Annotated in this window: 24 protein-coding genes and 1 riboswitch; of the genes, 13 read left to right on the plus strand and 11 right to left on the minus strand. The window is 74.2% G+C overall.

Going from position 1 to position 25039, the window contains the following annotated elements; translation table 11 throughout:
* Nucleotides 1–71 precede the first annotated feature (71 nt).
* The 5 genes from AB2L28_RS18985 (at nt 72) to AB2L28_RS19005 (ending at nt 5049) form a co-directional block, all read left to right on the plus strand.
* Nucleotides 72–734: a hypothetical protein gene (locus tag AB2L28_RS18985; RefSeq protein WP_370720554.1), complete on the plus strand. Its 663-nt coding sequence runs from the start codon at nt 72–74 to the stop codon at nt 732–734.
* Nucleotides 735–882: 148 nt separating this feature from the next.
* The gene (locus tag AB2L28_RS18990; RefSeq protein WP_370720555.1) at nt 883–1656 is read left to right on the plus strand and encodes an ABC transporter ATP-binding protein; all 774 of its coding nucleotides are present in this window, start codon (nt 883–885) and stop codon (nt 1654–1656) included.
* 3 nt (nt 1657–1659) lie between these two features.
* Nucleotides 1660–4188: an ABC transporter permease gene (locus tag AB2L28_RS18995; RefSeq protein WP_370720556.1), complete on the plus strand. Its 2529-nt coding sequence runs from the start codon at nt 1660–1662 to the stop codon at nt 4186–4188.
* An 18-nt stretch (nt 4189–4206) separates the two neighbouring features.
* A complete protein-coding gene (locus tag AB2L28_RS19000; protein WP_370443094.1) occupies nt 4207–4512 on the plus strand; it encodes an antibiotic biosynthesis monooxygenase family protein in 306 nt (101 codons plus the stop codon).
* A gap of 6 nt (nt 4513–4518) precedes the next feature.
* A complete protein-coding gene (locus tag AB2L28_RS19005) occupies nt 4519–5049 on the plus strand; it encodes an alpha/beta hydrolase (protein ID WP_370720557.1) in 531 nt (176 codons plus the stop codon).
* Nucleotides 5050–5053: 4 nt separating this feature from the next.
* On the opposite strand, the gene AB2L28_RS19010 is transcribed toward AB2L28_RS19005, so the two are convergent.
* Together AB2L28_RS19010 and AB2L28_RS19015 are read right to left on the minus strand one after the other, a co-directional pair.
* Nucleotides 5054–6364 (minus strand): LLM class flavin-dependent oxidoreductase, encoded by a 1311-nt coding sequence (locus AB2L28_RS19010; protein ID WP_370720558.1) that lies wholly within the window; start codon nt 6362–6364, stop codon nt 5054–5056.
* Complete coding sequence (locus AB2L28_RS19015) at nt 6364–7686, minus strand: O-acetylhomoserine aminocarboxypropyltransferase/cysteine synthase family protein (protein ID WP_370720559.1); 1323 nt, start codon at nt 7684–7686, stop codon at nt 6364–6366. Before AB2L28_RS19015 ends, AB2L28_RS19010 begins: the two co-directional genes overlap by 1 nt.
* 111 nt (nt 7687–7797) lie before the next feature.
* Nucleotides 7798–7904, minus strand: a riboswitch (SAM riboswitch).
* Nucleotides 7905–7971: 67 nt separating this feature from the next.
* Between AB2L28_RS19015 and AB2L28_RS19020 the strand changes: the two genes are divergently transcribed.
* Nucleotides 7972–9279, plus strand: coding sequence for an NtaA/DmoA family FMN-dependent monooxygenase (locus tag AB2L28_RS19020; RefSeq protein WP_370720560.1), 1308 nt, complete (start codon nt 7972–7974; stop codon nt 9277–9279).
* A gap of 16 nt (nt 9280–9295) precedes the next feature.
* On the opposite strand, the gene AB2L28_RS19025 is transcribed toward AB2L28_RS19020, so the two are convergent.
* Both AB2L28_RS19025 and AB2L28_RS19030 read right to left on the minus strand, forming a co-directional pair.
* Entirely contained in the window at nt 9296–9418 is a 123-nt protein-coding gene (locus AB2L28_RS19025) for a hypothetical protein (RefSeq protein ID WP_370720561.1), read from the minus strand.
* Between the two features lie 35 nt (nt 9419–9453).
* Nucleotides 9454–9873 (minus strand): DUF3253 domain-containing protein, encoded by a 420-nt coding sequence (locus AB2L28_RS19030; protein WP_370720562.1) that lies wholly within the window; start codon nt 9871–9873, stop codon nt 9454–9456.
* 80 nt (nt 9874–9953) lie between these two features.
* Between AB2L28_RS19030 and AB2L28_RS19035 the strand changes: the two genes are divergently transcribed.
* Nucleotides 9954–10559, plus strand: a complete 606-nt coding sequence (locus tag AB2L28_RS19035; RefSeq protein WP_370720563.1) for a flavodoxin family protein — start codon at nt 9954–9956, stop codon at nt 10557–10559.
* A gap of 70 nt (nt 10560–10629) precedes the next feature.
* On the opposite strand, the gene ilvC is transcribed toward AB2L28_RS19035, so the two are convergent.
* The 4 genes from ilvC to ilvD form a co-directional block, all read right to left on the minus strand.
* The gene (gene ilvC, locus AB2L28_RS19040; protein WP_370720564.1) at nt 10630–11658 is read right to left on the minus strand and encodes a ketol-acid reductoisomerase; all 1029 of its coding nucleotides are present in this window, start codon (nt 11656–11658) and stop codon (nt 10630–10632) included.
* A gap of 59 nt (nt 11659–11717) precedes the next feature.
* Entirely contained in the window at nt 11718–12230 is a 513-nt protein-coding gene (gene ilvN, locus AB2L28_RS19045; RefSeq protein ID WP_370720565.1) for an acetolactate synthase small subunit, read from the minus strand.
* Entirely contained in the window at nt 12230–14065 is a 1836-nt protein-coding gene (locus tag AB2L28_RS19050; protein ID WP_370720566.1) for an acetolactate synthase large subunit, read from the minus strand. Before AB2L28_RS19050 ends, ilvN begins: the two co-directional genes overlap by 1 nt.
* Before the next feature lie 281 nt (nt 14066–14346).
* On the minus strand, nt 14347–16050 hold the full coding sequence (ilvD, locus tag AB2L28_RS19055; protein WP_370720567.1) for a dihydroxy-acid dehydratase: 1704 nt from the start codon (nt 16048–16050) through the stop codon (nt 14347–14349).
* A gap of 118 nt (nt 16051–16168) precedes the next feature.
* Between ilvD and AB2L28_RS19060 the strand changes: the two genes are divergently transcribed.
* Nucleotides 16169–18151 carry an aldo/keto reductase gene (locus AB2L28_RS19060; protein ID WP_370720568.1) on the plus strand — a complete coding sequence of 661 codons (1983 nt, stop codon included), beginning with the start codon at nt 16169–16171 and terminating at the stop codon, nt 18149–18151.
* Entirely contained in the window at nt 18148–19077 is a 930-nt protein-coding gene (locus AB2L28_RS19065) for a LacI family DNA-binding transcriptional regulator (RefSeq protein WP_370720569.1), read from the plus strand. Before AB2L28_RS19060 ends, AB2L28_RS19065 begins: the two co-directional genes overlap by 4 nt.
* Nucleotides 19078–19089: 12 nt before the next feature.
* On the opposite strand, the gene AB2L28_RS19070 is transcribed toward AB2L28_RS19065, so the two are convergent.
* The gene (locus AB2L28_RS19070; protein ID WP_370720570.1) at nt 19090–19275 is read right to left on the minus strand and encodes a hypothetical protein; all 186 of its coding nucleotides are present in this window, start codon (nt 19273–19275) and stop codon (nt 19090–19092) included.
* Between the two features lie 50 nt (nt 19276–19325).
* Entirely contained in the window at nt 19326–20246 is a 921-nt protein-coding gene (locus AB2L28_RS19075) for a 2-hydroxyacid dehydrogenase (RefSeq protein ID WP_370720571.1), read from the minus strand.
* Between the two features lie 37 nt (nt 20247–20283).
* Between AB2L28_RS19075 and AB2L28_RS19080 the strand changes: the two genes are divergently transcribed.
* Complete coding sequence (locus AB2L28_RS19080; protein ID WP_370720572.1) at nt 20284–21438, plus strand: PQQ-dependent sugar dehydrogenase; 1155 nt, start codon at nt 20284–20286, stop codon at nt 21436–21438.
* 25 nt (nt 21439–21463) lie between these two features.
* Entirely contained in the window at nt 21464–22264 is an 801-nt protein-coding gene (locus tag AB2L28_RS19085; RefSeq protein ID WP_370720573.1) for a sulfite exporter TauE/SafE family protein, read from the plus strand.
* An 18-nt stretch (nt 22265–22282) separates the two neighbouring features.
* Here AB2L28_RS19085 and pdxY read toward each other — a convergent pair whose 3' ends face one another.
* Nucleotides 22283–23134, minus strand: coding sequence for a pyridoxal kinase PdxY (pdxY, locus tag AB2L28_RS19090; protein WP_370720574.1), 852 nt, complete (start codon nt 23132–23134; stop codon nt 22283–22285).
* A 92-nt stretch (nt 23135–23226) separates the two neighbouring features.
* Here pdxY and AB2L28_RS19095 point away from each other — a divergent pair, with 92 nt between their 5' ends.
* Both AB2L28_RS19095 and AB2L28_RS19100 read left to right on the plus strand, forming a co-directional pair.
* The gene (locus tag AB2L28_RS19095) at nt 23227–23811 is read left to right on the plus strand and encodes an ArsR/SmtB family transcription factor (protein ID WP_370720575.1); all 585 of its coding nucleotides are present in this window, start codon (nt 23227–23229) and stop codon (nt 23809–23811) included.
* Nucleotides 23808–25037 carry an MFS transporter gene (locus AB2L28_RS19100; protein ID WP_370720576.1) on the plus strand — a complete coding sequence of 410 codons (1230 nt, stop codon included), beginning with the start codon at nt 23808–23810 and terminating at the stop codon, nt 25035–25037. Before AB2L28_RS19095 ends, AB2L28_RS19100 begins: the two co-directional genes overlap by 4 nt.
* Nucleotides 25038–25039 lie beyond the last annotated feature (2 nt).

Consider the following 25039-nt stretch of genomic DNA (forward strand, 5'->3'; position numbering starts at 1 on the left):
GACCCCTGAGTCAGCTCTGAGGCACGATGAGTGACGGTTGCGAGGGCCGCGACCACTGAGGGGGGTCTCAGATGTTCCACCGCCGTGCGCTGACGCGCGTCCTGCCCACCGTGCCGGCCCTGCTGGCGCTCACCGCCGCCGGCCTGCTCGGCGCGAGCCCGGCCTCGGCCGCGACGGGCGGCCCGCACCTGTTCGCCCGCGCCGCCACCCTGGAGCTGCACGCCCCGGCGCAGACCCGGCCGATGACCGACGACTGCTTCCGCGGCTGGAGCTCCGCGCTGTGCGGGTACGGCAGCGTCAGCCTCACCCTCTCGGGTTTCTCCGCCGTCGGCGGCGTCCCCTCGTGCGACCCGGGGGAGGCGACCTACTCCGACTCCTGCGAGGAACCGGTCGCCTCGCTCGTCGAGACGGGCGGCACGAAGGTCGACGTCGTCGTGAAGTGCGCCGGCAAGCTGCTGCCGCGCGTGGCCTCCGTGCCCGTCGTCACCGAGCCCTCCCACCTCGCCGGTCCCGCCGACGTCTCGGGCTTCACCCGGCTGGACGCCGACAGCGCGCGGGTCAGCGTCGCCTTCACCCTGCCGACGCCCAGCCGGATCGGCGTCTGCGGGAACCGTGAGACCCGCCTGCTGTCCGCCTCCGTCCGAGGCGTGACCGTCGGCTGGTCCGGCGCCGAGGGGACGTCCGTCCCGGCCGGCACGTACCGGCTGCCCGGGACGCACCGCGTCCGGCTGTGAGCTCCCCCGTGACCTCGAGGTGTCCACCCGGGGGATGACGGGCGGGTGCCGCCGGATCACTTCCGGACACGACGACCGGACGCTTCCGGTCCCCTAGCGTCGTGGGCGTTCGCAGACCGTGCGAGCGCCTGCGAGACAGGGGGACGACGTGTCCGGGATCGACCAGCCGGCGGGGACGCCGGCGGTGCTGCAGGCGGCCCGCCCCGCCGTGCGGGCCGAGGGGCTGCGCAAGACGTACGGCCGGGGGGACGCCGTCGTGCACGCCCTCGCCGGGGTGGACGTCGAGTTCGCCCGCGGTGAGTTCACCGCCATCACGGGCCCCTCGGGGTCGGGCAAGTCCACGCTCATGCACTGCCTGGCCGGCCTGGACACCGCGAGCGCCGGCCGCGTGTTCCTCGGCGACACCGAACTCGGCGCGCTGCGGGACGGGGACCTGACGCGGTTGCGCCGCGAGCGCGTCGGTTTCGTGTTCCAGAGCTTCAACCTGCTCCCGGTGCTGGACGCCACCGAGAACGTCCTGCTGCCGCTGCGGCTGGCCGGCCGTTCCCCCGACCCCGCGTGGTTCGACGACGTGGTGCGCCGGCTCGGTCTGAGCGAGCGGCTGCACCACCGCCCGCACGAGCTGTCCGGGGGTCAGCAGCAGCGCGTCGCGGTCGCCCGCGCCCTGCTGCCGCGCCCGGACGTCGTGTTCGCCGACGAACCCACGGGGAACCTGGACTCCCGGACGGGTGCGGAGGTCCTGAGCCTGCTGCGCGGCAGCGTGCGGGAGGTGGGGCAGACGGTCGTCATGGTCACCCACGACCCCGTCGCCGCCGGGTACGCCGACCGCGTCGTGCTGCTGGCCGACGGGCGGATCGCGGGTGGTCTGGCGAACCCGACGCCGAACGACGTCCTCGACGCGCTGCGCGACCTGGGGGCCTGAAGCGTGCTCCGGGTGACCCTGGCCCAGGTGCGCGCCCACGGCGCGCGCGTCGCCGCCTCCTGCCTGGCGATCGTCATCGCGGTGGGTTTCGTCGTGGCGACCCTGTCCCTCGAGGCGACCGCGAGGAACGGTGTGCTGCAGTCGATCGGTGCGCAGTACACGTCCAGCGCCGCCGTGGTGCAGCTCGAGGGGACCGGCGCCGGACCCGACGGGGAGGACCTGCTGCCGGTGCTGCGTGACCGCCTCGCCGCCCTCCCCGGGGTCGCGGCGGTCGCCGCGGACCGCTCCGCCCACGTCTCGGTGCGGCTGCCCGGCCGGACCGGCGCCACGACCGCCGTCGTGTCCGCCGTGAGCCCCGACGGCGCCCTGCGCTGGGAGCGGGTCTCCGCCGGCCGCCTGCCCACCGGCGCCGACGAGGTCGCGGTGTCGGACCGGTTGGACGTCCCGGTGGGCTCCACCGTCGCCGTGACGACCTACCCCGCCTCGAGCGCCGACGGTGCCGCCCCGGACCCGGTGACCCGGGAGGTCACGGTCGTGGGGACCGTGGACCTGGCCGGCGATCCGCGGGCCGGGCTGTCCCCCCGGCTGTTCGCCCCCGGCACGACGGTCACCGCCTGGGGCGGGACGAGCGTGGACCAGCTGCGGGTGGCGGCCTCCCCCGGCCAGGACGTGCTGGGCGCCGTGACCGCGGCGGTGTCCGGCGAGCCGGTGTCGGTGCTCTCCGGAACCGCGGCGGCGCAGGAGGTCGCGGACTCCTCCACCGGGGACGCGGCGTCGCTGACGTCGGTCCTGCTCGTGTTCGGCGCGGTCGCCGTGCTCGTGGCCGGGCTCGTCATCGCCAACACCTTCGCGGTCCTGCTGGCCCAGCGGACGCGGGAGCTGGCGCTCCTGCGCTGCGTCGGCGCCGACCGCGGCCAGGTCGGTCGCGGCGTGCTCCTCGAAGCCGCCGCCGTCGGGCTGCTGGCCTCGGCCGCCGGGGTGTTGGCCGGGTGCGGCCTGGCCGCCGCCGTGGCGGGGCTGGCCGGGCGGGCGGGCTCCCCCCTGCCGCTGGGCGACGTCGTCGTCCCGCCCACGGCGGTCGCCACCGGGCTCGTCCTGGGCACGGTGGTGACGGTCGTCGCGGCCGCCGCCCCTGCGCGCGCGGCGACCCGGGTGGCGCCGCTGGCCGCGCTGCGGCCGGTCCCCGCGGCCCCGGTCGGCTCGCGGGCCGGGCTGCTCCGCCTCGTCGCGGGTCTGGTGCTCGCGGTGCCCGCCACCGCGGCGCTCGTCCTGCTCGCCGGCCGGGGTGACCTGCTGCCCGCGGTCGGGGCGGGGGCCGTGAGCTTCCTGGGGTTCCTGCTGCTCGCCCAGCGCCTGGTCCCCGCCGCGGTCGCCCTGGCCGGACGCCCGTTCCGGCGCCTCGGCGGGGTCCCGGCCCGGCTGGCCGCCGGCAACGCCGTGCGCAACCCGCGCCGGACCGCGGCGACGGCCACGGCGCTCGTCATCGGCGTCACGCTCACGACGGCGATGGTCGTCGGCACGGCCTCGACGCGATCCTCGGCCGCGGCCGGCATCGACGCCTCCTACCCGACGGACGTGGTCGTCACCTCCCCGCAGGCGCTGGACGCCGCAGCGGTCGCGGCCGTCCGCGGCACGGGCCACGTCGCGGCGATGACCCTCGTCGACTCCCTCTCCCTCACCACGGCCGACGGGTCGCAGGGGCTGTCGGTGACCGGGGTCGACCCCGCCGAGGCGGCCGGGGTGGTGCGCTCCCAGGGCCGCACCCCGCTGCCGCGGGACGGGGAGCTCGTCGTCTCCCGGCAGTGGGCGCAGGAGACGGGCACGGCCGACGGCAGCACGCTGACGTTGCACCGGGTCGAGGAGAGCACCGGGTCGGCGACCGGCCCCGGGGTGCCGTTCCGCGTGCGGGTCGCGGTCCGCTCCTCGGCGGGCGCCACCGTGACCACCGCCGACGCCCGCCGCCTCGACCCGGCGCTCGCGCCGACGGGCGCGTGGGTCCGTCTCCTCGACGGCGACACCGACGAGCAGGCCGCGGCGACCGACGACGTCTCCGAGGCCCTGGCACGGGTCCTGCCGAGCAGCGACGTCGCCGGCATCGCCTCGGTGCGCAACTCCCTCGACGAGGTGCTCACCACGATGCTGCTCGTCGTCACGGGGCTGCTCGCGGTGGCGGTCCTCATCGCCCTCATCGGGGTCGGCAACACGCTCGCGCTGTCGGTGCTCGAGCGGCGGCAGGAGTCCGGCCTGCTGCGGGCCCTCGGGCTGACCCGTCGCCAGCTGCGGGCGCTGCTGGCCTGGGAGGCGCTGCTCGTGGCCGGGGTCGCCGCCGTCCTCGGCGTCGTCCTCGGGACGGGGTACGGCCTGGCCGGCACCGCGTCGGTCCTCGTCCGCCAGACCCCGGTGCAGCTCACCGTCCCGTGGCTGCAGGTCGCCGGCATCGTCGTGGTCGCGACGGCCGCGGGGGTCCTGGCCTCGGTGCTGCCGGCCCGGCGGGCGGCGCGGACACCCCCGGTGGCCGCGATCGCGGACTGATCCTGGGATCCTGCCCCCATGGCTGTCGTGAAGATCAACGCGATCGAGGTTCCCGAGGGGTCCGGGGCGGAGCTGGAACGCCGGTTCGCCCACCGCATGGGGGCCGTGGAGGGCACACCGGGGTTCCTCGGCTTCGAGCTGCTGCGCCCCGTGGCCGGGGAGACCCGGTACTTCGTCTACACGAAGTGGGAGACCGAGGAGGCGTTCCAGGCCTGGTCGGGCGGCGGCGCCCGGGAGGCCCACGCGGGTGAGCGGCAGCGGCCCGTCGCCACCGGCGCCTCGCTGCTGGAGTTCGAGGTCGTGCTGGGCGCCGACCCGAGCTGAGGACCCGTGCGCATCCTCGAGGAGGGACGCGCTCCGGGGGCACCTGCGCTGGTGCTGCCGGGGCGCGGCTACGACGTGGACCAGCCCGTCCTGCGGGCCGTCCGCGACGAGCTCCTCGCCGCCGACCACCGGGTGCTGTCGCTGTCCTGGGCCGAGGGACCGCCTCCCCCCGAGGACGTCCCCGCGCTGGTCCGCCTCCTCCTCGACGACCTGCGCCCCCGCCTGGTGGTGGCGAAGTCCCTCACGACCCTCGCGTTGCCGGTCGTGGCCGACCGGGGTCTGGCCGGGATCTGGCTGACGCCGCTGCTGGACCGGCCCGAGGTGGGTCTGGCCGCGGCCCGGTCCCACCCGCGGACCCTGCTCGTGGGCGGCACCGCCGACCCGTCCTGGAACCGCACCCTCGCGCACGAGAGCGACCGGGAGGTCCTCGAGTTCGACGGGGCCGACCACTCGCTAGAGCACCGGGGGGACCCGGCCGGGACGGCGGCGGTGCTCCAGCGGCTGCGGACCGGGGTGCGGGGGTTCCTCGCCGGCTGAGGCGTCAGAACTCGAAGAGGTTGCCCCGCAACCCTCCACCGCCGTAGCCGCTCCGCAGGAGGCCCCGCCGCCGCAGGACCGGGACGAGGTCGTCGAGGAACCGGTGCAGCGTCACGGGGTGCAGGTCACCGGACAGCAGGAACCCGTCGTTGTCGGCGTCCTCGCCGAACTCCTCGACGAGGTCGGCGAACTCCTCGGCCGTGCCGACCAGACCGCTGCGGTCGGCGAGCCGTCCCTTGCGGGCCTTGCGCGCCAGCAGTTCGCGCAGCGGCGCGTCGGGCGTCCCACCCCGCAGTGCGGCGATGGTCCCCCGGGACACGTGGTCGCCGAACACGGCCGGGTCCAGCGGGCGGTCCAGCGGGAGCACCGTGAGGTCGGTCTCGAGGTCGCTGGACCAGTGCAGGGCCACCTCGCGCAGGACGTCCTCGGAGGGGGTGCGGGACGCCGCGACGACCCGGTCGGCCTCCTCCCGGCTGCTCACCAGCTCGGGTTTCACCACGAACAGCACCCGGAGGTCGTCGGCCCCGCGCCCGGCCGCCGCGGCGGCGGCGAGGACCCGGGAGCGGTGGGCGCGGACCTCCGCGACGTCGAGGCGGGCCAGGGCGAGCTGGACGTCCGAGCGGGACCCCGCGAACGCCACCCCGCGCGGGGAACCCCCCGGGGACACGAGCACCGGGTCACCGCCCGCGAACGGCAGCGCGTTGAGCGGGCCGTCGAGCGCGAAGTGCTCGCCGCGGTGCTGGAAGGCGTCGATGCGGGCGCCGTCGGCGAACCGGCCGGAGACGGGATCGGCGACGAGAGCGCCGTCGTCCCAGCTGTGCCACAACCGGCGGACGACGTCGATCCACTCCTGCGCCCGGTCGTACGCGACGTCGTGGGCGACGGGTTCGCGCCCGACGTGGCGGGCGCTGCCCACGTCGGTGACGAGGTTCAGCCCGAACCGGTCGCCCGAGAGGTGCTGCAACGTCGCCGCCTGCCGGGCGGCGAGGTAGGGCGGGGTGATCCCCGCGTTGACCGTGGGGACGATCCCGAGGTGGGTCGTCGCGGCGAACAGGTAGGGCGCGAGCAGCAGCGGGTCGTGCTTGGGCCCGCCGTAGGCCGCGCGGACCCGCAGGTCCAGCGTCGCGGGGTTGCCCAGCGAGACGGCGTCCTCGACCACGACGAGGTCGAACCCGGCCCGTTCGAGGTCTCGGACCGCGTGCGCGTACAGGTCCGGCCGGGTCCAGTCGTCGTTCCAGGCCTGGTAGTCCCGGCCCCAGCCCTGCGGGCCGAAACCGCGGGAGAAGAAGTACCCGAAGTGCTGCAACCGGCCCATCAGGACCGCACCTGCGCCAGGGACCCCTCGTGCGCGGGGTCGTGCGTGGCGGCCAGGGCCCGTTCGAGGTCGGCGACGAGGTCGGCGGGTTCCTCCAGGCCGATCGACAGGCGCAGCAGACCGGGCCAGATCCCCGTCCCGAGCCGTTCGGCCTCGGTGCGGTGGGCGTGGGTGGTGCTGGCCGGGTGGATGACCAGCGAGCGCACGTCCCCGACGTGGGTCATCCGCGTGAACAGCTGCACGGCGTCCACGAAGCGTTGCGCCGCAGCCCGTCCGCCGGCGAGCGTGAGGGACAGGACCGCCCCGGTGCCGAGCGGCAGCAGGCGCTGCGCGACGGCGTGGGAGGGGTGGTCGGGCAGGGCGGCGTGGTCGACGGAGACGACCTCGGGACGTTCCAGCAGCCAGCGGGCCAGGATCTCGGCCGTCGCGCTCTGGCGGGCCACCCGCAGCGAGAGCGTCTCCAGGCCCTGTTGCACGAGGAACGCGTTGAAGGGCGAGATGGCCGGCCCCAGGCGGGAGGCCACCACGGCGCGGGTGTGCTCGACGTAGGCGCGCCGCGGACCGTACCGGTCGACCCAGCTCACGCCGGCGAGCACGCCGGCGGGGGCGGTGAGGTGCTCGAACCCCGACCAGTCGAACCCCTGCCCCGTGACGACGACGCCGCCCAGCGCGGCGCCGTGACCGGCGAGGAACTTGCTGGCGGAGTGCACGACGACGTCGGCGCCGTGCTCGAGCGGACGCAGGAGGTACGGCGTGGCGAACGTGTTGTCCACGACGAGGGGGAGGCCGTGCCGGTGGGCCACGGCGGCGACGGCGGGCACGTCGAGGACCGCGTTCTTGGGGTTGGCGATCGACTCGGCGAAGAACGCGCGCGTCGTGGGGCGGACCAGCCGTTCCCAGTCCTCGGGACCGGCCGCGAAGTCCACGGAGATCCCCAGCCGCGCGAAGTTCTCCAGGAACAACCCGCGGGACCCCTCGTACAGGTCCGCGGCGGCCACCAGGTGGTCCCCGGCTCCGAGGATGCCGAGCAGGGCCACCGTGAGCGCGGCCTGCCCGGTGCCGAGCAGCAGCGCGTCGGTCCCGCCCTCCAGGGTGGCGAGCCGCCGCTCGACGGCGGCCGTCGTCGGGTTCCCCATCCGCGTGTAGACGAACCCGTCGTCCTCCCCGGCGAAGCGGGCCCGGGCCTGCTCGAAGTCGTCGAAGACGAACCCCGCTGTGAGGTGGACGGGGGTGACGCGGGCGCCCGTGACGGGGTCGGGTTCGCTGCCGGCGTGGACCTGCCGGGTGGCGAAGGACAGGGGGGCGCTCGGGACGTGCGGCATCGCAGGGCCTTCCGGGGGCGGGACGGGTGAGGTGTCGGGGCGGTTATGCCCGACAGGTCGTCCCGGCGCTGCGCAGCAGGTCGATCACGAGACGTCGCGTCAGCGGCGCGTGCTCCATCGGTGGTCCTCTCCCATCGGTCCTGGCGGGAGCACCGACCCCGGCGGGGCGGTTGCTGCGGCGTCGACGAGCCAGGTCTCTCGGCCGCTCTGGATGGCACGTCCAGTGGAGGGCACGGCACCCTGACCTGTCAAGCGCTTCACGCGGCCGGGGTAGCGTGCGGCCCCGTGATCCTCACCGCGATGCTCTTCTACCCCGGCGGCGAGCACCTCACGAGCTGGCGCCTGCCCGGGGGACGTCCCGCCGAGTACCTCTCGGTCGACTACTACGAGCGCTTCGCGCGGACGGCGGAGACCGCCGGTTTCGCCGCGCTGTTCTACGCGGACGAGCTCTACGTGTGGGACCGGTTCCCCTCCGGGGTCGAGCACGTGGCGAACCTGCGGCCCGAACCCTTCGGCCTGCTGGGTGCGCTCTCGCGCTGCACCGAACGCATCGGCCTGGTGGCGACGGTGTCGACGACGTACAACGAGCCGTTCCACACCGCCCGCCAGGTCGGTTCGCTCGACTTCCTCAGCTCCGGACGGGCCGGGTGGAACCTCGTGACGTCCGCGAGCGACGAGGAGGCCCGCAACTTCGGCCTGGACCGCAACCTCGACCACGCGGCCCGCTACCGGCGCGGCGCGGAGTTCGTCGACGTCGTCCACGGCCTCTGGGACAGCTGGGACGACGGGGCGGTGGCGCCGGACGTCGCGACGGGCCGGTACGCCGACCCCGCCGGGATGCACGTCCTGGACCACGCCGGTGAGTTCTTCCGCGTCCGCGGTCCGCTGAACCTGCCGCGACCACCGCAGGGGCGACCGGTGCTGTTCCAGGCCGGGTCCTCGCAGGACGGGCGCCGGCTGGCGGGTCGGCACGCCGAGGCGGTGTTCGTGCCGGGGTCGGCCCCCCTGCCCGGGGCGCAGCGGCTGTACGAGGACTACAAGCGTCGGGCCGTCCAGGCCGGGCGGGACCGCTCGCACCTGCTGGTCCTGCCGGCCGTCTCCCCCGTCCTGGGCGCGAGCACCGCGCAGGCGCACGAACGCCTCGAGGAGATCGAGGCCCTGACCCCGGACCGGCTCAGCCTGGACTGGCTGTCCCACCACCTCGGCGTGGACCTGTCCGACCGCCCTCTCGACGAGGAGTTCCGCTTCGACTTCGCGGGCGGGTCGAACCAGGTCCAGACGGTGTTCGAGGGGATCCGCAAGCTGCTGGACCGCGACCGGTTCACGTTGCGCGAGCTGTACCGGACCATGCTGCGCCGCCGGTTCCTGCCGGGGACCCCCGAGGAGGTTGCGGACTGGATGACGCAACGGTTCACCCGGGGCGCGGCCGACGGGTTCACCCTCGCGTTCTCCTCCGTCCCGCAGGGCGTGGAGGAGTTCGCCGAGCAGGTCGTGCCCCTCCTGCGGCGCCGCGGGGTGCTCGCCCCCGAACTCCCGGCGACCACGCTGCGGGGCAACCTGGGTCTGCCGGTGCCTGGCAGCCGCTGGTCCTGAACCTCAGGCGCCAACCTCAGGCGCCGAGCGCGGCGAACCCCCGGCACCCCTCGACGAACCGGTCGAGGTCGTCCGGGTCGGCGACGTGCGTGACGGTCTCCTCGATCTCGTCGTCGTCGCGGCCGACGTCCTCGCGCACGGTGGGGCGGGTGCCGGCGACGCCACGCCCGCCCCTCAGCGCCGGCGCACCCGGATCGGGCCCTTCGCGGTGGAGGGGTCGACGACGCGGCCGCCCTGGGTGATCTCGGCCTCCCCGGCGGCCACGAGCCGGCGCGCCGCGGACCGCGCCGGCTCCCCCAGGTCGCGCCAGTCGTCCCCGCCGACCGCACGGGCCGCCTCCTCGGGGTCGACCGTCCCGGACCTCCCGCGTTCGGCCAGGAGGCGGCGCAGGGCCACCTCGAGCGCGGCGTCGACGGCGCCGGAGGACTTCGCCCTCCGGCGGCAGGCGTCGGAGCAGTGCTTCACGCCGTCCCAGTCGCGCTCCCACTTCTTGCGCCACGTGATGGTGCGCCCGCACACGGCGCAGTCCTTGGTCGGCAGTTCCCCGCGACGGCTCACTCGAACGACACCTCCCCGTCGGCCGGTCGTCACCATGCCACGCCCGCAGTGCGCTCGCGACGCGACCGGGTTAGGTTGGGGATGCTTTTGCACGTTCAACGAAACGGGAGGTCCCTGTGAGCGACGTGAAGCTCGCGATCGTGTACTACTCCGCGACCGGGACGGTGCGCTCGATGGCCGAGCGCCTGGCCGCCACCGGTGAGCAGGCCGGCGCCGAGGTGCGTCTGCGCCAGGTCGAGCGCCAGACCACCGGCGGCGAGAAGGAGGTCACCGACGCCCAGCAGGTCGAGGCGGAGGCCGCTCAGGGCACGCAGGCCGTGACGGCGGACGACGTCGTGTGGGCCGACGCCGTCCTGTTCGGCTCCCCCACCCGGTACGGCAACATCGCCGGTCAGCTCAAGACGTTCATCGACTCCCTCGGCCCGCAGTGGGCCCAGGGCCAGCTCGCCGACAAGGTCTACGCCGGGTTCACGGCGTCCCAGACCGCCCACGGCGGCCAGGAGACGACGCTGCTGGCGCTCTACAACACGATCTACCACTTCGGCGGGATCATCGTGCCGCCCGGGTACACCGACGGCTCGAAGTTCGTCGACGGCAACCCCTACGGCGTCAGCCACGTCACCGGCGGCGGCAACGACATCCCGCTCGGCGACACCGAGTTCACCGCCCTGGACCACCTCGTCAACCGCGTCGTCGGGATCACCCGCAAGCTCGCGGGCTGACCCCGGGACCGCGCGGGACGGACGAACCCCCGCACCGCCTGGCGGTGCGGGGGTTCGTCCGTCCCGGGGGTCAGCGCGCGGCGGAACCCTCGACGTAGTCGCTGTCGTCGGACTTCACCCACGCCATGAGCTTGCGCAGCTCGCGGCCGGTGGCCTCGATCGGGTGCTGCTCGGACTTCGCGCGCAGCTCCTTGAACTTGGGGGCGCCGGCGTCCTGGTCCTCGATGAAGTTCTTGGCGAAGGTGCCGTCCTGGATGTCCTTCAGGACGTCCTTCATGCGCTCCTTCACCGACGCGTCGATGACACGGGGGCCGGAGACGTAGTCGCCCCACTCGGCGGTGTCGGAGACCGACCAGCGCTGCTTGGCGATGCCGCCCTCGTACATGAGGTCGACGATGAGCTTCAGCTCGTGCAGGCACTCGAAGTAGGCGACCTCGGGCTGGTAGCCGGCCTCGGTGAGGACCTCGAAACCGGTCTGGACGAGCGCGGAGGCGCCACCGCACAGGACGGCCTGCTCACCGAACAGGTCGGTCTCGGTCTCTTCGGTGAAGGTCGTCTTGATGCCGCCGGCGCGCAGGCCGCCGATCGCCTTGGCGTAGGCCAGGGCCAGGTCCCAGGCGTTCCCGGAGGCGTCCTGCTCGACGGCGACGATCACGGGGACGCCGCGGCCGTCGACGTACTCGCGGCGCACGAGGTGGCCCGGGCCCTTCGGGGCGACCATGACGACGTCGACGTCGGCCGGGGGCTTGATGTAGCCGAAGCGGATGTTGAAGCCGTGGCTGAAGAACAGCGCCTTGCCGGCGGTGAGGTTCGGCTCGATCGCCTCGGCGTACAGACCGCGCTGCAGGTGGTCCGGCACCAGGACCATGATGACGTCGGCGGCCTGCGCGGCCTCGAACGGGGTGGCGACGGCCAGGCCCTGCTCCTGCGCCTTCGCGCGGCTCTTGGAGCCCTCCTTGAGGCCGACGACGACGTCGACACCGGAGTCGCGCAGGGACAGCGCGTGGGCGTGGCCCTGGCTGCCGAAGCCGATGACGGCCACCTTCTTGCCGGTGATCTTGGACAGGTCGGCGTCGTCGTCGTAGAACATCTCGGCCACGTGGGGTTCTCTCCTCGGTTTCTTCGTGCGGTTGCGTTGTGCTCGCGGTGCCGGAGGCGTCAGGCGGAGCGCAGGGCGCGGTCGGAGATCGCACGCCCACCACGGGCGAGCGCCACCGAACCGGACTGCACCAGTTCCCGGATGCCGAACGGTTCCAGCACGCGCAGCAGCGCGGCCAGCTTGTCCGGGCTCCCGGTCGCCTCCACCGTCACCGCGTCGGGGGCGACGTCGACGACGTGCGCGCGGAAGAGCTGCACGGTGTCGAGCACCTCCCCGCGCGCCGAGGCGTCGGCCCGGACCTTGACGAGCAGCAGCTCGCGCTGGACCGAGGCGTCGTCCTCGAGCTCGACGATCTTCAGGACGTTGACGAGCTTGTTGAGCTGCTTCGTCACCTGCTCCAACGGCTGCCGCTCCACGTCCACGACGATGGTCATGCGGGAGATCTCGGCGCGCTCGGTCGGTCCGACCGTGAGGGAGTGGATGTTGAAGTTCCTGCGCGCGAACAGCGACGTGACGCGCATCAGGACACCGGGTCGGTTCTCGACCAGGACGGACAGGGTGTGCTGGGACATCAGGAGATCACCTTCTCGGGGCCGGAGACGGTGTCGCCGGACTCCTCGCGGTCCCACTGGGGCGAGACCCCTCGGGCGTACTGGATGGCGTCGTTGCTCACGCCGGCCTCGACCATCGGCCAGACCATGGCGTCGCGGTGGACGCGGAAGTCGATGACGACGGGGACGTCGTCGATGGCCATGGCCTTCTCGATCGTCGCGTCGACGTCCTCGGGCCGGTCGCAGCGCAACCCGACGCAGCCGTAGGCCTCGGCGAGCTTGACGAAGTCCGGCACCGGGGAGGCGTGGGTGCCGTGGTGGTCACCGGAGTGCAGGTCGGTGTTGGAGTAGCGCTCGGAGTAGAAGAGCGTCTGCCACTGCCGCACCATGCCGAGGGAGGAGTTGTTGATGATCGCGACCTTCAGCGGGATGCCGTTGAGGGTGCACGTCGCCAGTTCCTGGTTCGTCATCTGGAAGCAGCCGTCGCCGTCGATGGCCCACACGACGGTGTCCGGACGGCCCACCTTGGCACCCATGGCGGCCGGCACGGAGAACCCCATGGTCCCCAGGCCCCCGGAGTTGATCCACGTGCGGGGGTTCTCGTACCGGACGAACTGCGCCGACCACATCTGGTGCTGCCCGACGCCGGCCACGTAGACGGCGTCGGGGCCGGCGATCGCGCCGATGCGCTCGATGACGTGCTGGGGGGCGAGGGTGCCGTCCTCGGACTCGGCGTAGCCCAGCGGGAAGGTCGCCTTCCAGGACTGCGTGAGGTCCTGCCACGCGCTCAGGTCGGCCCGGCCCTTGTCGAACTCGGCGGCCACGGCCGCGGTCAGCTCGGCGATGACGAGCTTGGCGTCACCCACGATCGGGACGTCCACCGCGCGGTTCTTGCCGATCTCGGCCGGGTCGATGTCGGCGTGGACGACCTTCGCCTCGGGGGCGAAGCTCGACAGCTCCCCCGTCACGCGGTCGTCGAACCGCGCCCCGAGCGTGATGAGCAGGTCGGCCTTCTGCAGGGCCGTGACGGCCGCGACCGTCCCGTGCATGCCGGGCATGCCCAGGTGGTTCGGGTGCGAGTCGGGCAGGGCGCCGCGGGCCATCAGCGTGGTGACGGCCGGGATGCCGGTGAGGTCGGCCAGGGCGCGCAGCTCGGCCGACGCCTCGGCCTTGACGACGCCCCCGCCCACGTAGAGCACGGGGCGCTCGGAGGCGGCGATGAGGCGCGCGGCCTCGCGGATCTGCTTGCTGTGCGGGCGCACCACGGGCCGGTAGCCGGGCATGTCGACCGTCTCGGGCCAGGCGTAGGACGTGGTCGCGGTCTGCACCGACTTGGGGATGTCCACGAGGACGGGCCCGGGGCGGCCGGTGGAGGCGAGGTGGAAGGCCTCGGCGATGGTGCGCGGGATGTCGGCCGGGTCGGTCACCAGGTAGTTGTGCTTGGTGATCGGGATGGTGATCCCGGTGATGTCCGCCTCCTGGAAGGCGTCGGTGCCGATGGCCTTCGTGCCGACCTGACCGGTGATCGCGACGAGCGGGACCGAGTCCATGTAGGCGTCGGCGATGGGCGTCACGAGGTTGGTGGCCCCCGGCCCGGACGTGGCCATGCAGACGCCGACCTTGCCGGTCGCCTGCGCGTAGCCCTCGGCCGCGTGCCCGGCGCCCTGCTCGTGGCGGACGAGGATGTGCTGGACGTGCGGGGAGTCCATGAGCGGGTCGTAGCTCGGGAGGATCGTGCCGCCGGGGTAGCCGAACACGACCTCGACCCCTACCGCCTCGAGGGAGCGGATGAGGCTCTGCGCGCCGGTGAGCTGGGCGACGGGGAGCTTGGGGTCCAGGGGCAGTTGCTCTGGCATCTCGGTGTCCTCCTCGGGCGGTGCCGTTCACGGTGGTCGTGCTTCCCGGACGCCCGGCGTGTTCGGTCCGCCGGACGCAAAAAGACCCCTCTGCCAGGGATGGCGTGTGAGGGGTCGCGCGCTCGGCCGAACTGACTCAGCCGGCGCGCTGTCCGATGGCTACGAGGAACCGCATGGGTGGAAAGGTAGCCGTCCCGCGGCGCGCTGTCAGCCGACAGCGCGCCGCGTCTCACATCGTGGACACCCGTCTCAGAACGGGCCTCGCACGCGTCGGCTGCGGATCAGCTGCAGACCGCCCCGACCGAGGCGGACTGGACCTGCTTGGCGTACTTGGCCAGGACCCCGCGCGTGAAGACGGGGGGCAGCGGGGCCCAGCCCTCGCGGCGCGACGCCAGCTCCTCGTCCTCGACGAGCACCTCCAGCGTCTTGCCGGCCACGTCCAGGCGGATGCGGTCGCCGTCGCGGACCAGGGCGATCGGACCGCCGTCGACGGCCTCGGGGGCGATGTGCCCCACGCACAGCCCCGTCGTCCCGCCCGAGAAGCGGCCGTCGGTCAGCAGCAGGACGTCCTTGCCGAGCCCGGCGCCCTTGATCGCGCCGGTGATCGCCAGCATCTCCCGCATGCCCGGCCCGCCCTTGGGGCCCTCGTAGCGGATGACCACGACGTCGCCGGCCGAGATCGTGCCGTCCTCGAGGGCGTCGAGGGCCGCGCGCTCGCGCTCGAAGACGCGGGCGGTGCCCTCGAAGACGTCGGAGTCGAACCCCGCGCTCTTCACGACGGCCCCGCCGGGGGCGAGGTTGCCCGTGAGGATGGTGATGCCGCCGGTCTGGTGGATCGGGTCGTCCAGCGCCCGCAGCACGACGCCGTCGACGTCCGGCGGCGCGATGTCGGCGAGGTTCTCGGCCATCGTCTTCCCGGTGACCGTCAGCGCGTCCCCGTGCAGCAGACCGGCGTCCAGCAGCGCGCGCATGACGACGGGGATCCCGCCGATGCGGTCGACGTCGACCATGACGTGCCGGCCGAACGGCTTGAGGTCGCCCAGGTGCGGCACCTTGCCCGCGACGCGGTCGAAGTCGGCCAGCGTGAGGTCGACCTCGGCCTCGTAGGCGATGGCCAGCAGGTGCAGGACGGCGTTGGTCGAGCCGCCGAGGGCCATGACGACGGCGATGGCGTTCTCGAACGCCTCCTTGGTGAGGATCTGCCGGGCCGTGATGCCCTTGCTCAGCAGGTTCACGACGGCCTCGCCCGAGCGGCGGGCGAACCCGTCGCGGCGGCGGTCGGTCGCCGGCGGGGCGGCGCTGCCGGGCAGCGACATGCCGAGCGCCTCGGCCGCGGCGGCCATCGTGTTGGCGGTGTACATGCCGCCGCAGGCGCCCTCGCCGGGGCAGATCGCGCGCTCGATGACGCCGACGTCCTCGCGGGACATGAGCCCGCGCGCGCAGGCCCCCACGGCCTCGAACGCGTCGATGAGGGTGACCTCGTGCTCGCTGCCGTCGGACAGCTTCGCGCGCCCGGGCAGGATCGTCCCGGCGTAGAGGAAGACGCTCGCCAGGTCCAGGCGCGCGGCGGCCATGAGCATGCCCGGCAGCGACTTGTCGCACCCGGCCAGCAGGACGGACCCGTCGAGGCGCTCGGCGCTCATGACCGTCTCGACCGAGTCGGCGATGACCTCGCGCGAGACGAGGGAGAAGTGCATCCCCTGGTGACCCATGGAGATGCCGTCGGAGACGGAGATCGTGCCGAACTCCAGCGGGTACCCGCGGGCGGCGTGCACCCCGTCCTTGACCGCTTTGGCGAGGCGGTCCAGGGACAGGTTGCAGGGCGTGATCTCGTTCCAGCTCGAGGCGACGCCGATCTGGGGCTTGTCCCAGTCCTCGTCCCCCATGCCGACGGCGCGGAGCATGCCGCGCGAAGCGGTCGCCTCCAGCCCGTCGGTGACCTGCCGGCTGCGCGGTTTGATGTCGACTTCATCAGCGGGGCTCACGGCGGGAGTGTAGGCGCCGCACGGGCGGTGGGCGTTGACCGCACCGCGGGGACGGGGATAGCGTCACGCACGTCGTGAACGTTCACGACGCTTCCTCCCCGGCTCGAAGGAGCGCCAGATGTCGACCCCCACCCGCTGGGCCGTGCTCGGTCCCGGTGGCATCGCCCACCGGTTCGCCTCCCAGCTGCCCCACGCGGACGCCCGGCTCGTCGCGGTCGGCGGCTCGCCCACCCCGGGGGGTCAGGAGCGCGCGCGCGCCTTCGCCGCGGAGTTCGCCCCCGACGCCTTCGTCGGCGACTACGACGCCGTCCTGGCCCGCGAGGACGTCGACGCCGTCTACGTCAGCACCGTCCACGTCACCCACGCGCGGCTGACCCTGGCCGCGGTCCGGGCCGGCAAGCACGTGCTGTGCGAGAAGCCCTTCGCCCCCAACGCCGGCAGCGTCATGGCCGTCGTCGACGCGGCGCGCGCCTCCGGCGCCCGCGTCCTGGAGGCGTTCATGTACGCCCACCACCCCCAGCTGCAGAAGCTGCTCGAGCTCGTGCGCTCCGGCGCCATCGGCACCGTGCAGCACGTCGACGCCAGCTTCGCGTTCGCGACCGGGGCCAAGCAGGGGCGCCTCTACGACGCCGACCTCGCCGGCGGCGGCATCCTCGACGTCGGCGGCTACCCGGTCTCCGCCGCGCACCTCGTCGCGAGCGCGGCGCTCGGCCGCCCCGCCGCGGTGCAGGAGTTCGCCGCGCAGGGCACGGTCGGCGAGACCGGCGTCGACGAGTGGGCGACGGCGTCCCTCACGTTCGCCGGCGGTGTCACGGCCGCCGTCCGCACGGGCGTCGCGCTGGCCGACCCGCAGACGATCACCGTCTACGGCTCGGCCGGCCGGATCCACCTGCCGGACCCGTGGACGATCCTCGGCGACACGCGCGTCGTGCTGACCCGGCCCGGCGCCGAACCGGAGGAGTTCGCCTTCGACCCGGACCTGCCCGAGAACAAGGCCTACGCCCTGGAGGCGAAGGCGCTCGTCGGCGACGGCACCCCCGCGTTCACCCTCGAGGACACCCTCGCCGTCAACGCCGTGCTGGACCGCTGGCGCGCCGCGATCGGGCTGCGCTACCCGTTCGAGACCGACACCGCGGACATCCCCACGGTCTCGGGCCTGCCGCTGCGGCGCAGCGTCCCCACCGCCATGAAGTACGGCCGCATCCCGGGCCTGGACCGCGAGGTCTCCCGCCTGGTCATGGGCTGCGACAACCAGCCCGACCTCGCGCACGCCTCGGCCATCTTCGACGCGTTCGTCGAGGCCGGCGGGAACACGTTCGACACGGCGTGGCTGTACGGCTCGGGCAAGTACGAGAAGCTGCTCGGCCGGTGGATGGCCAACCGCGGCAACCGCGGCGACCTCAACGTCATCGTCAAGGGCTGCCACACCCCCCACTGCGACCCCGAGTCGCTGACCCGCCAGCTCCTGGAGTCCTTCGAGCGCCAGGGCCACGAGCACGCGGACATCTACATGATGCACCGCGACAACGAGGACGTGCCCGTCGGCGAGTTCGTCGACGTCCTCGACGAGCACGCCTCCGCCGGTCGCATCACGGTCTACGGCGGCTCGAACTGGTCGACCGCGCGCGTCGACGAGGCCAACGAGTACGCCCGCCAGCACGGCAAGCGGCCGTTCTCGGTGCTGTCCAACCACTTCGGCCTCGCCGAGGCGTACGACGTGCCGTGGACCGGCTGCCGCCACGTGACCGACCCGGCGTCGAAGCAGTGGCTGTCCGAGCGCGACATCGCCCTGCTGCCGTGGAGCTCGCAGGCCCGCGGGTTCTTCGCCCGCGCGAACCCCGAGGACCGCAGCGACGCCGAACTCGTGCGCTGCTACTACTCGGAGGCGAACTTCGAGCGCAAGGCCCGCGCCGAGAAGCTGGGCCGGGAACTCGGCGTCCCGGCCACGGCCATCGCCCTGGCGTTCGTGCTGGCCCAGCCGTTCCAGGTGTTCGCGCTCTTCGGCCCCCGCACGATCGCCGAGGCGCGCTCGTCGATGACCGGCCTGGGCGTGCAGCTCGACGAGCAGCAGGTGGCCTGGCTGGACCTGCGCGAGGGGTGAACCGCAACGCCGGACCGGCGCGGGCGACGATCGTCGACGTCGCCCGCGCCGCCGGGGTCTCCCGCCAGACCGTCACCCGGGCGGTCAACGACATGCCCGGGATCAGCCCCGCGACGCGTGAGCGCGTCCTGGCCGCCGCGCGCGAGGTGAACTACCACCCGTCGCGGTTCGGGCGCGGCCTCGTCAAACCCTCGGCCCGCACTCTCGGCCTCGTCGTCGGCGACCTGACGAACCCCTACTACGCCGACCTCGCCGCGACCGTCCTGCGGCTGGCCGCCGTACGCGGGTGGAACGTCGTCATGGCCGAACCCGGGTCGGTGGCCGACCTCGTCGGCGCCGCGGACGCCGTCGTCGGGTTCACCGGGCTCGCGCTGGAACCCCCCGGGGCCGGCGCCCCCAACCTGCCCGTCGTGGAGATCGACCCGCCCCGGGTCCACCCCGGCCACGGGCGCATCGAGTTCGAGCGGCGCACCGCCACCGGCGACGCCGTGCGGCACCTGCTGGGACGCGGTGCGCGGCGCCCGCTGGTCCTGGACCTGCCCGGCGGGTCGTCGCGCGGTGCGGCGTTCGTCGACGCCTTCGCCGCGGCGGGGGTCGACGCCGTCGTCGTGGACCGGGACGCCGGGTGGGCGGACCTGTCGCCCGGCGCGCCCGACGCCCTCGTCGCGTTCAACGACCTCGGGGGTTTCCGCCTCCTGCGGGACCTCGACGCGCACGGCGTCCGGGTGCCGCAGGACGTGCGGGTCGTCGGGGTCGACGGTCTGGCGCTCGGGGAGTTCGTCACCCCGCGGCTGTCGACGCTGGCCATCGACCTGGCCGAGGTCGCGCGGGCCGCGCTCGACCTCGTCGTGCAACTGTCGGAGGGATCGGCGGACGACCCGGTGCGGGTCGTCCCCCACCGGTTCATCGCGCGCGAGTCGAGCTGACCCCGGTCCGGGTCAGCGGCGGTGGGCGAGCGCCCGCAGCCGCGTCCGCACGTCGTCCTCGTGCCACCCGAGACGCCCGTCGGACCAGGTGGGGGCGGGCAGGGCGCCGCGACCCACGAGCGCGTGCAGCGTGGCCACGTCCACGTCGTAGCGGTGGCTGACCTGCAGCAGGGTGAGCTTGTCCAGGGGGGCGTCCACGGGGCGTCCGTTCTCGCGGGGCGGGAGGGCAAACCCTCCCAGGGTAGCCGCTACCGGAGGGGTCGAGGCACGACGTTGCGCAGCTCCTGCCCCCGGTGCAGCCGCGCCACCTGCTCGCGCAGCAGCGCGACCATCCGCGGCCGGAAGGCCGTGGAGTTCCCGCCCACGTGCGGGGTGACGAGGACCCCGGGCAGGGACCAGAGCTCGTGGTCGGCCGGCAGCGGTTCGGGGTCGGTGACGTCGAGCGCGGCGCTGACCCGCCCGGCCCGCAGCGCCTCCACGAGCGCGGCGGTGTCCACGACGGGGCCGCGGGCCACGTTGACGAGCAGCCCGCCGTGGGGCATCGCGGCGAGGAACTCCGGGCCCACCAGCCCCCGCGTGCGGTCGGTGAGCGGGCAGGCGAGGACGACGACGTCGTGCGCGGGCAGCAGGTCGGGCAGCTCCTCGACGGCGTGGACCTGGACGCCGTCCTGGACGCGCGCTCGGGTGCCGACGGCGGTGACCGAGCACTCGAACGGCGCCAGCCGCGCGGCGACGGCCCGGCCGACCCCGCCCCAGCCGACGACGAGGACGCGCCGGTCGGCCAGGGAGGTCCGGCGCGACGGCTTCCACTCCCCCGCCGCCATCGACCGCACGTCGTCGTCCAGACCGCGCAGCGACGTGATCGCCAGACCCACCGCGAGCTCGGCTGTCGAGGTCTCGTGGACCCCGGAGGCGTTGCACAGCAGCACGTCCGCCGGCAGCTGCTCGGGCACCCCGTCGTGGCCGATGGTCAGGAGCTGGACGGCGCGAACACCGGCGGGCAGGGCCGACAGGTCCGGGGTCGCGACGTAGGGCGGGACGACGAGCGCGGGCGCGGGGTCGGGCGCGGGTGCCGTCCCGTCCCAGACGATGACCTCGGCACCGTCGAGGGGGCCCAGGGCCCGGGCCCACGACTCGGAGGGGACGCTCACCACGACGTGCTCGCTCACGCGGGCACGCTAGCGGCATCCGGGTGAGGATGGTCCGGTGACCCGCAGACGCACGGCCCTCGTCCCGGCCGCCCTCGTCGGGACCCTCCTGCTCGGCTGCTCGGACACGGCGGAGCCGTCCGGCACCCCTACCCCCACGGCGGTCGCTCCCTCCCCGACGTCGTCGGCACCGGCTCCGGCCGACCCGGTGGCCGCGGCCGTCGGGTTCCCCGGCGATCCGGTGGACGTCACCACCGGCCTCGACGTGCCGTGGGGCATGGCCGTGCTGCCCGACGGGACGGCCCTGGTCACCCTGCGGGACCAGGCGCGCGTGGTGCAGGTCGGTCCGGGCGTCTCGACCGTCCTGGGGGCCGAGGGCCCCGAGGGCCGGGTGCCGGACGTCGTGCCCGGTGGTGAGGGCGGGCTGCTGGGCATCGCGCTGTCGCCGGACTTCGAGACCGACCAGCACGTGTTCCTGTACCAGACCGCGCGCGAGGACAACCGCGTCGTCCGGTACACGCTGGCGCAGAACCGCCTGGTCGAGGCGACGCCGGTGCTGACGGGCATCCCGAAGAACTCCACCCACAACGGCGGCCGGATCGCGTTCGGCCCGGACGGCAAGCTGTACGTGGCCACGGGGGACGCGCAGAACCGCCCCGCGGCGCAGGACCCGGCCTCCCTCGGCGGGAAGGTCCTGCGGCTGAACCCCGACGGGTCGGTGCCGGCGGACAACCCCACGGCCGGGTCGCCCCTGTGGTCCCTGGGGCACCGCAACCCGCAGGGGCTGGGCTGGGACTCCACCGGCCGCCTCATCGCGGCGGAGTTCGGCCAGGACGAGTGGGACGAGCTGAACGTCATCCGGCCCGGGGGGAACTACGGCTGGCCCGAGGTCGAGGGTCCCGGGGACGGCGGCGGGAGGTTCATCGCCCCGGTGCAGACGTGGCGGACCGACGAGGCCTCGCCCTCCGGTCTGGTCGTGACCCCGGACGCCGTGTACGTCGCCGCGCTGCGCGGTCAGCGGTTGTGGCGGGTCCCCCTGAACCCCGACGGCCCGACCGGCACGCCCGACGCGTACCTGCAGGAGACCCTGGGCCGGTTGCGGGCCGTGGAGGTCGGGCCGGACGGTTCGCTGTGGGTCCTCACGTCGAACACGTTCCGCGGGGAGCCCCGCCCCGGGGACGACCGGCTGGTGTCGGTGCCGTTGTCGTCGTAGGGACCCCGGGCGGCAGGATGGGGCCGTGTTCCCCGCCGACCTGACGGTCCCGATCCTCCTGCTGCTCCTGCTCGCGGCGTTCGCCGCGGGGTGGATCGACGCCGTGGTGGGTGGGGGCGGGTTGCTGCAACTGCCCGCCCTCCTGCTCGTCCCGGGTCTGACCCCGGTGCAGGCCCTGGCCACGAACAAGCTGGGTTCCATCTTCGGGACCAGCACGAGCGCCCTGACGTACTACCGCCGGGCCAGGCCGGACCTGCGGACGGCGCTGCCGATGGCGGCCGTCGCGCTCGTCGGGAGTTTCGGCGGCGCCTCGATCGCGGCGTCCCTGCCGGTCGCGGTGTTCAAACCCGTCATCGTGGTCGCGCTCGTCACGGTCGCGGCGATCACCGTCCTGCGGCCCGCCCTGGGGGGTTCGACGTCGCTGCGGTTCTCCGGGCACGCCCACTACCGCGCGGCGATCGGGGTGGGGGCCGCCATCGGGGTCTACGACGGCGTGCTGGGCCCGGGGACCGGGACGTTCCTCGTCATCGCCATGGTGAGCCTGCTGGGGTACGACTTCCTGCAGGCCAGCGCGAAGGCGAAGATCGTGAACTTCTCGACGAACCTGGGCGCCCTGCTGTTCTTCGTCCCGCACGGCTCGGTCGCGTGGGGGCTGGGCGTCCTCCTGGGGGTGTCGAACATGAGCGGCAGCTACCTGGGTTCGCGCATGGCCGTGGCGCGCGGGACGCGGTTCATCCGCACCGTGTTCCTCGTCGTGGTGGCCGCCCTCATCGTGAAGGTGGGCCACGACGTGTGGGTGGAGAACCTGTCCCCCCTGCTGCGGTGAGGCGCGAACCCCGCTCGCTCAGCGCACGCGTTCGGCGGTGAACTGCATCCGCGGGTTCGCGTAGACCTCCTGGGACTCCACGAGCTTCAGTTCGCGCTCCCCGGAGCGGTAGGTCGCCTCGATGAGGTCGAACACGCTGGAGACCGTGCGCTCCAGCGCGACCCGCGCGTCGCCGGTGCTGCGGTGGTGGGCGGAGAACAGGGCGGCGGTCACGTCGCCGGACCCGTTCGCCTTGAACGGCAGCATGGGCGTGCGCACGATCCAGGCGCCGGCGTCGTCGGCGACGAGCACCTCGACGGTGCCCTCCTCGCGGTCGGGTCGTTCCACGCTCGTCACCAGGACGGTGGACGGGCCCATCGCGCGGGCGGCGTCGACCGAGGCGAGCGTCGACTCCAGCGTGGTGGGTTCGGTGCCGGTGAGGTAGCCGAGCTCGAACTGGTTCGGGGTGATGACGTCGGCGACGGGGACGACGCGGTCGCGCAGCAGGTCGGGGATCTCCGGCGCCACGAAGCAGCCGGACTTCGCGTTGCCCATCACCGGGTCGCAGGCGTAGACGGCGGAGGGGTTCGCCGCTTTCACGCGGCGGACGGCGTCGACGATGACGTCCCCGATCCCGACGCCACCCTGGTACCCGGACAGCACGACGTCGATCTGCGGGAAGACGCCGCGCTCCTCGACCCCGGTGAGGACGTCGGCGACGTCCGAGGGGGCGATGAGCGGGCCCCGCCAGGCCCCGTACCCCGTGTGGTTGGAGAAGTTCACGGTGTGGACGGGGACGACCTCGACCCCGATGCGCTGCAGCGGGAAGACGGCGGCGGAGTTGCCGACGTGGCCGTGGGCGACGGCGGACTGGATGGAGAGCACCTTCACGCGCCGGACGATACGCGCCCCCGCCGCCGGTCACCCTCCGACTTCCACAAGAACTCTTGTGAAAGACCTCTTGTGGTTCTACCGTCGACGTCGTGGACGACTTCCCTCCCACCGACCTGCCGACCGTCGAGCTCACCGACCCGGCCACGATGCGCGTGCTCGCGCACCCGACGCGGCTGCGCCTCCTCGGCGAGCTGCGCGTGCACGGACCGTGCAGCGTCGGGACGCTCAGCCGGGCCGTCGACGAGGCCCCGGGGTCGGTCAGCTACCACCTCTCGCGGCTCGCGGAGGTGGGTCTGGCGGCCGAGGCCCCCGAGCACGCGCCGGACCGCCGGCAGCGGTGGTGGCGGTCGGTCCACGCGCTCACCCGCACGCCCTCCCCCCTCGACACGAGCGACCCCGAGCGCTCGGCGGCCTCGACCGCCCTGCGCAAGAGCTTCGTCCGGGGCCTGGCCGACGCGCACGAGGCGTACCTGGACGCCGAGCACGACCTGCCGCCGGAGTGGGCCGAGGCCGCCTCCTCCGGTGACCTGTACTTCGACCTGACCGCCGACGAGCTCGCGGAGATGGCTGCGGAGGTGGAGCAGCTGTGGGCGCGGTGGCTGGCGCGGTCCGATCGCGACCGGCCCGGGACCCGCCCCGTGCTCGCCCTCTACGCCCTGTTCCCCCGGCCGTGAGACCGCTGCGCGCGCTGGTCGTCGCCCACACCGCGAGCGCCGCGGGCAACGCGGCGACGCAGGTGGCCGTCCCGCTGCACGTCCTGGCCACGGGCGGCAGCGGCCTGCAGCTCGGGATCGCCTCCGCCGCAGCGGTCGTGCCGGTCGTCGTCGGCGGCGTGTTCGGCGGCACGGTCGTCGACCGCGTCGGCTACCGGCGCACCAGCATCGCCGGCGACGTCGTCGGTGCCGTGACGATCGCCGCCGTCCCGCTGCTGGCCGGCACCGTCGGTCTGCCGTTCTGGGGGCTCGTCCTGCTGCTGGTGGCGACGGGCCTGCTCGACGCCCCCGGTCAGGCCGCGCGGCACGCGATGCTGCCGGAGGTCTGCGCGGCCGACGGCGTCCCGCTGCTGAAGGCGACGGGGGCCCTCAACGGGGCCGAGCGCCTGGCCCAGCTGCTGGGCGTCGCCGCGACGGCCGCCCTCGTCGGCTGGCTCGGCGCGCTGCCCGTGCTCTGGCTCGACGCCGCGACCTTCGCCGCGAGCGCGACGCTCGTCCTGCTCGCGGTGCCCCACACCTCCACCGCCCCGAGCCCCGCCGGGGCCTACCTGCGCCGCCTGCGGGAGGGGTTCGACGTCGTCCGCCGGGACGGTCTCCTGCGCGCCGTCGTGCTCCTGGTGCTGGCGACCAACGCCTTCGACACGGGCCTGAGCGTCCTGCTGCCGCTCGTGGCGCGCGACACCTGGCACCACCCGGCCGCCTTCGGCTGGGTCAGCGCGGTGTTCGGCGCGGGCGCCGCGGTCGGCGCCCTGCAGGCGCACCGCCTCACCCGGCGCTGGTCCCGTCGCCGCGTCTTCGCGCTCTCCTTCCTGCTCGCCGGTGCACCGCGCTGCCTGCTGCTGGCCACCGGTCCCTCCCTCGAGCTCACCGTCGTCGTCTTCCTCGCCTGCGGCCTGGCCGCCGGGGCGATCAACCCGGTCCTCGGCGCCGTGCAGCTGGAGCGGGTGGCCCCGCGGATGCGCGCCCGCGTCGCCGGTCTCGTCGCCGCGGGCGCGTGGGCGGGGATGCCCGCGGGGTCGCTGCTCGCCGGCTGGGGCGCGGACCGGGTCGGCGTCGTCCCGGTGCTGTGGACCGTGGGCGTCCTGTACCTCCTGGTCACGCTCGCCCCCTTCGCGGGCCGGTCCTGGGGGGACATGGACCGTCCCGCCCGGCAGGACGCGGACCGGGAGGTGGACGTGGCAGGGTGAAC

Origin of the sequence: Kineococcus mangrovi (assembly GCF_041320705.1) — a bacterium.
Classification (GTDB): Bacteria; Actinomycetota; Actinomycetes; order Actinomycetales; family Kineococcaceae; genus Kineococcus; species Kineococcus mangrovi.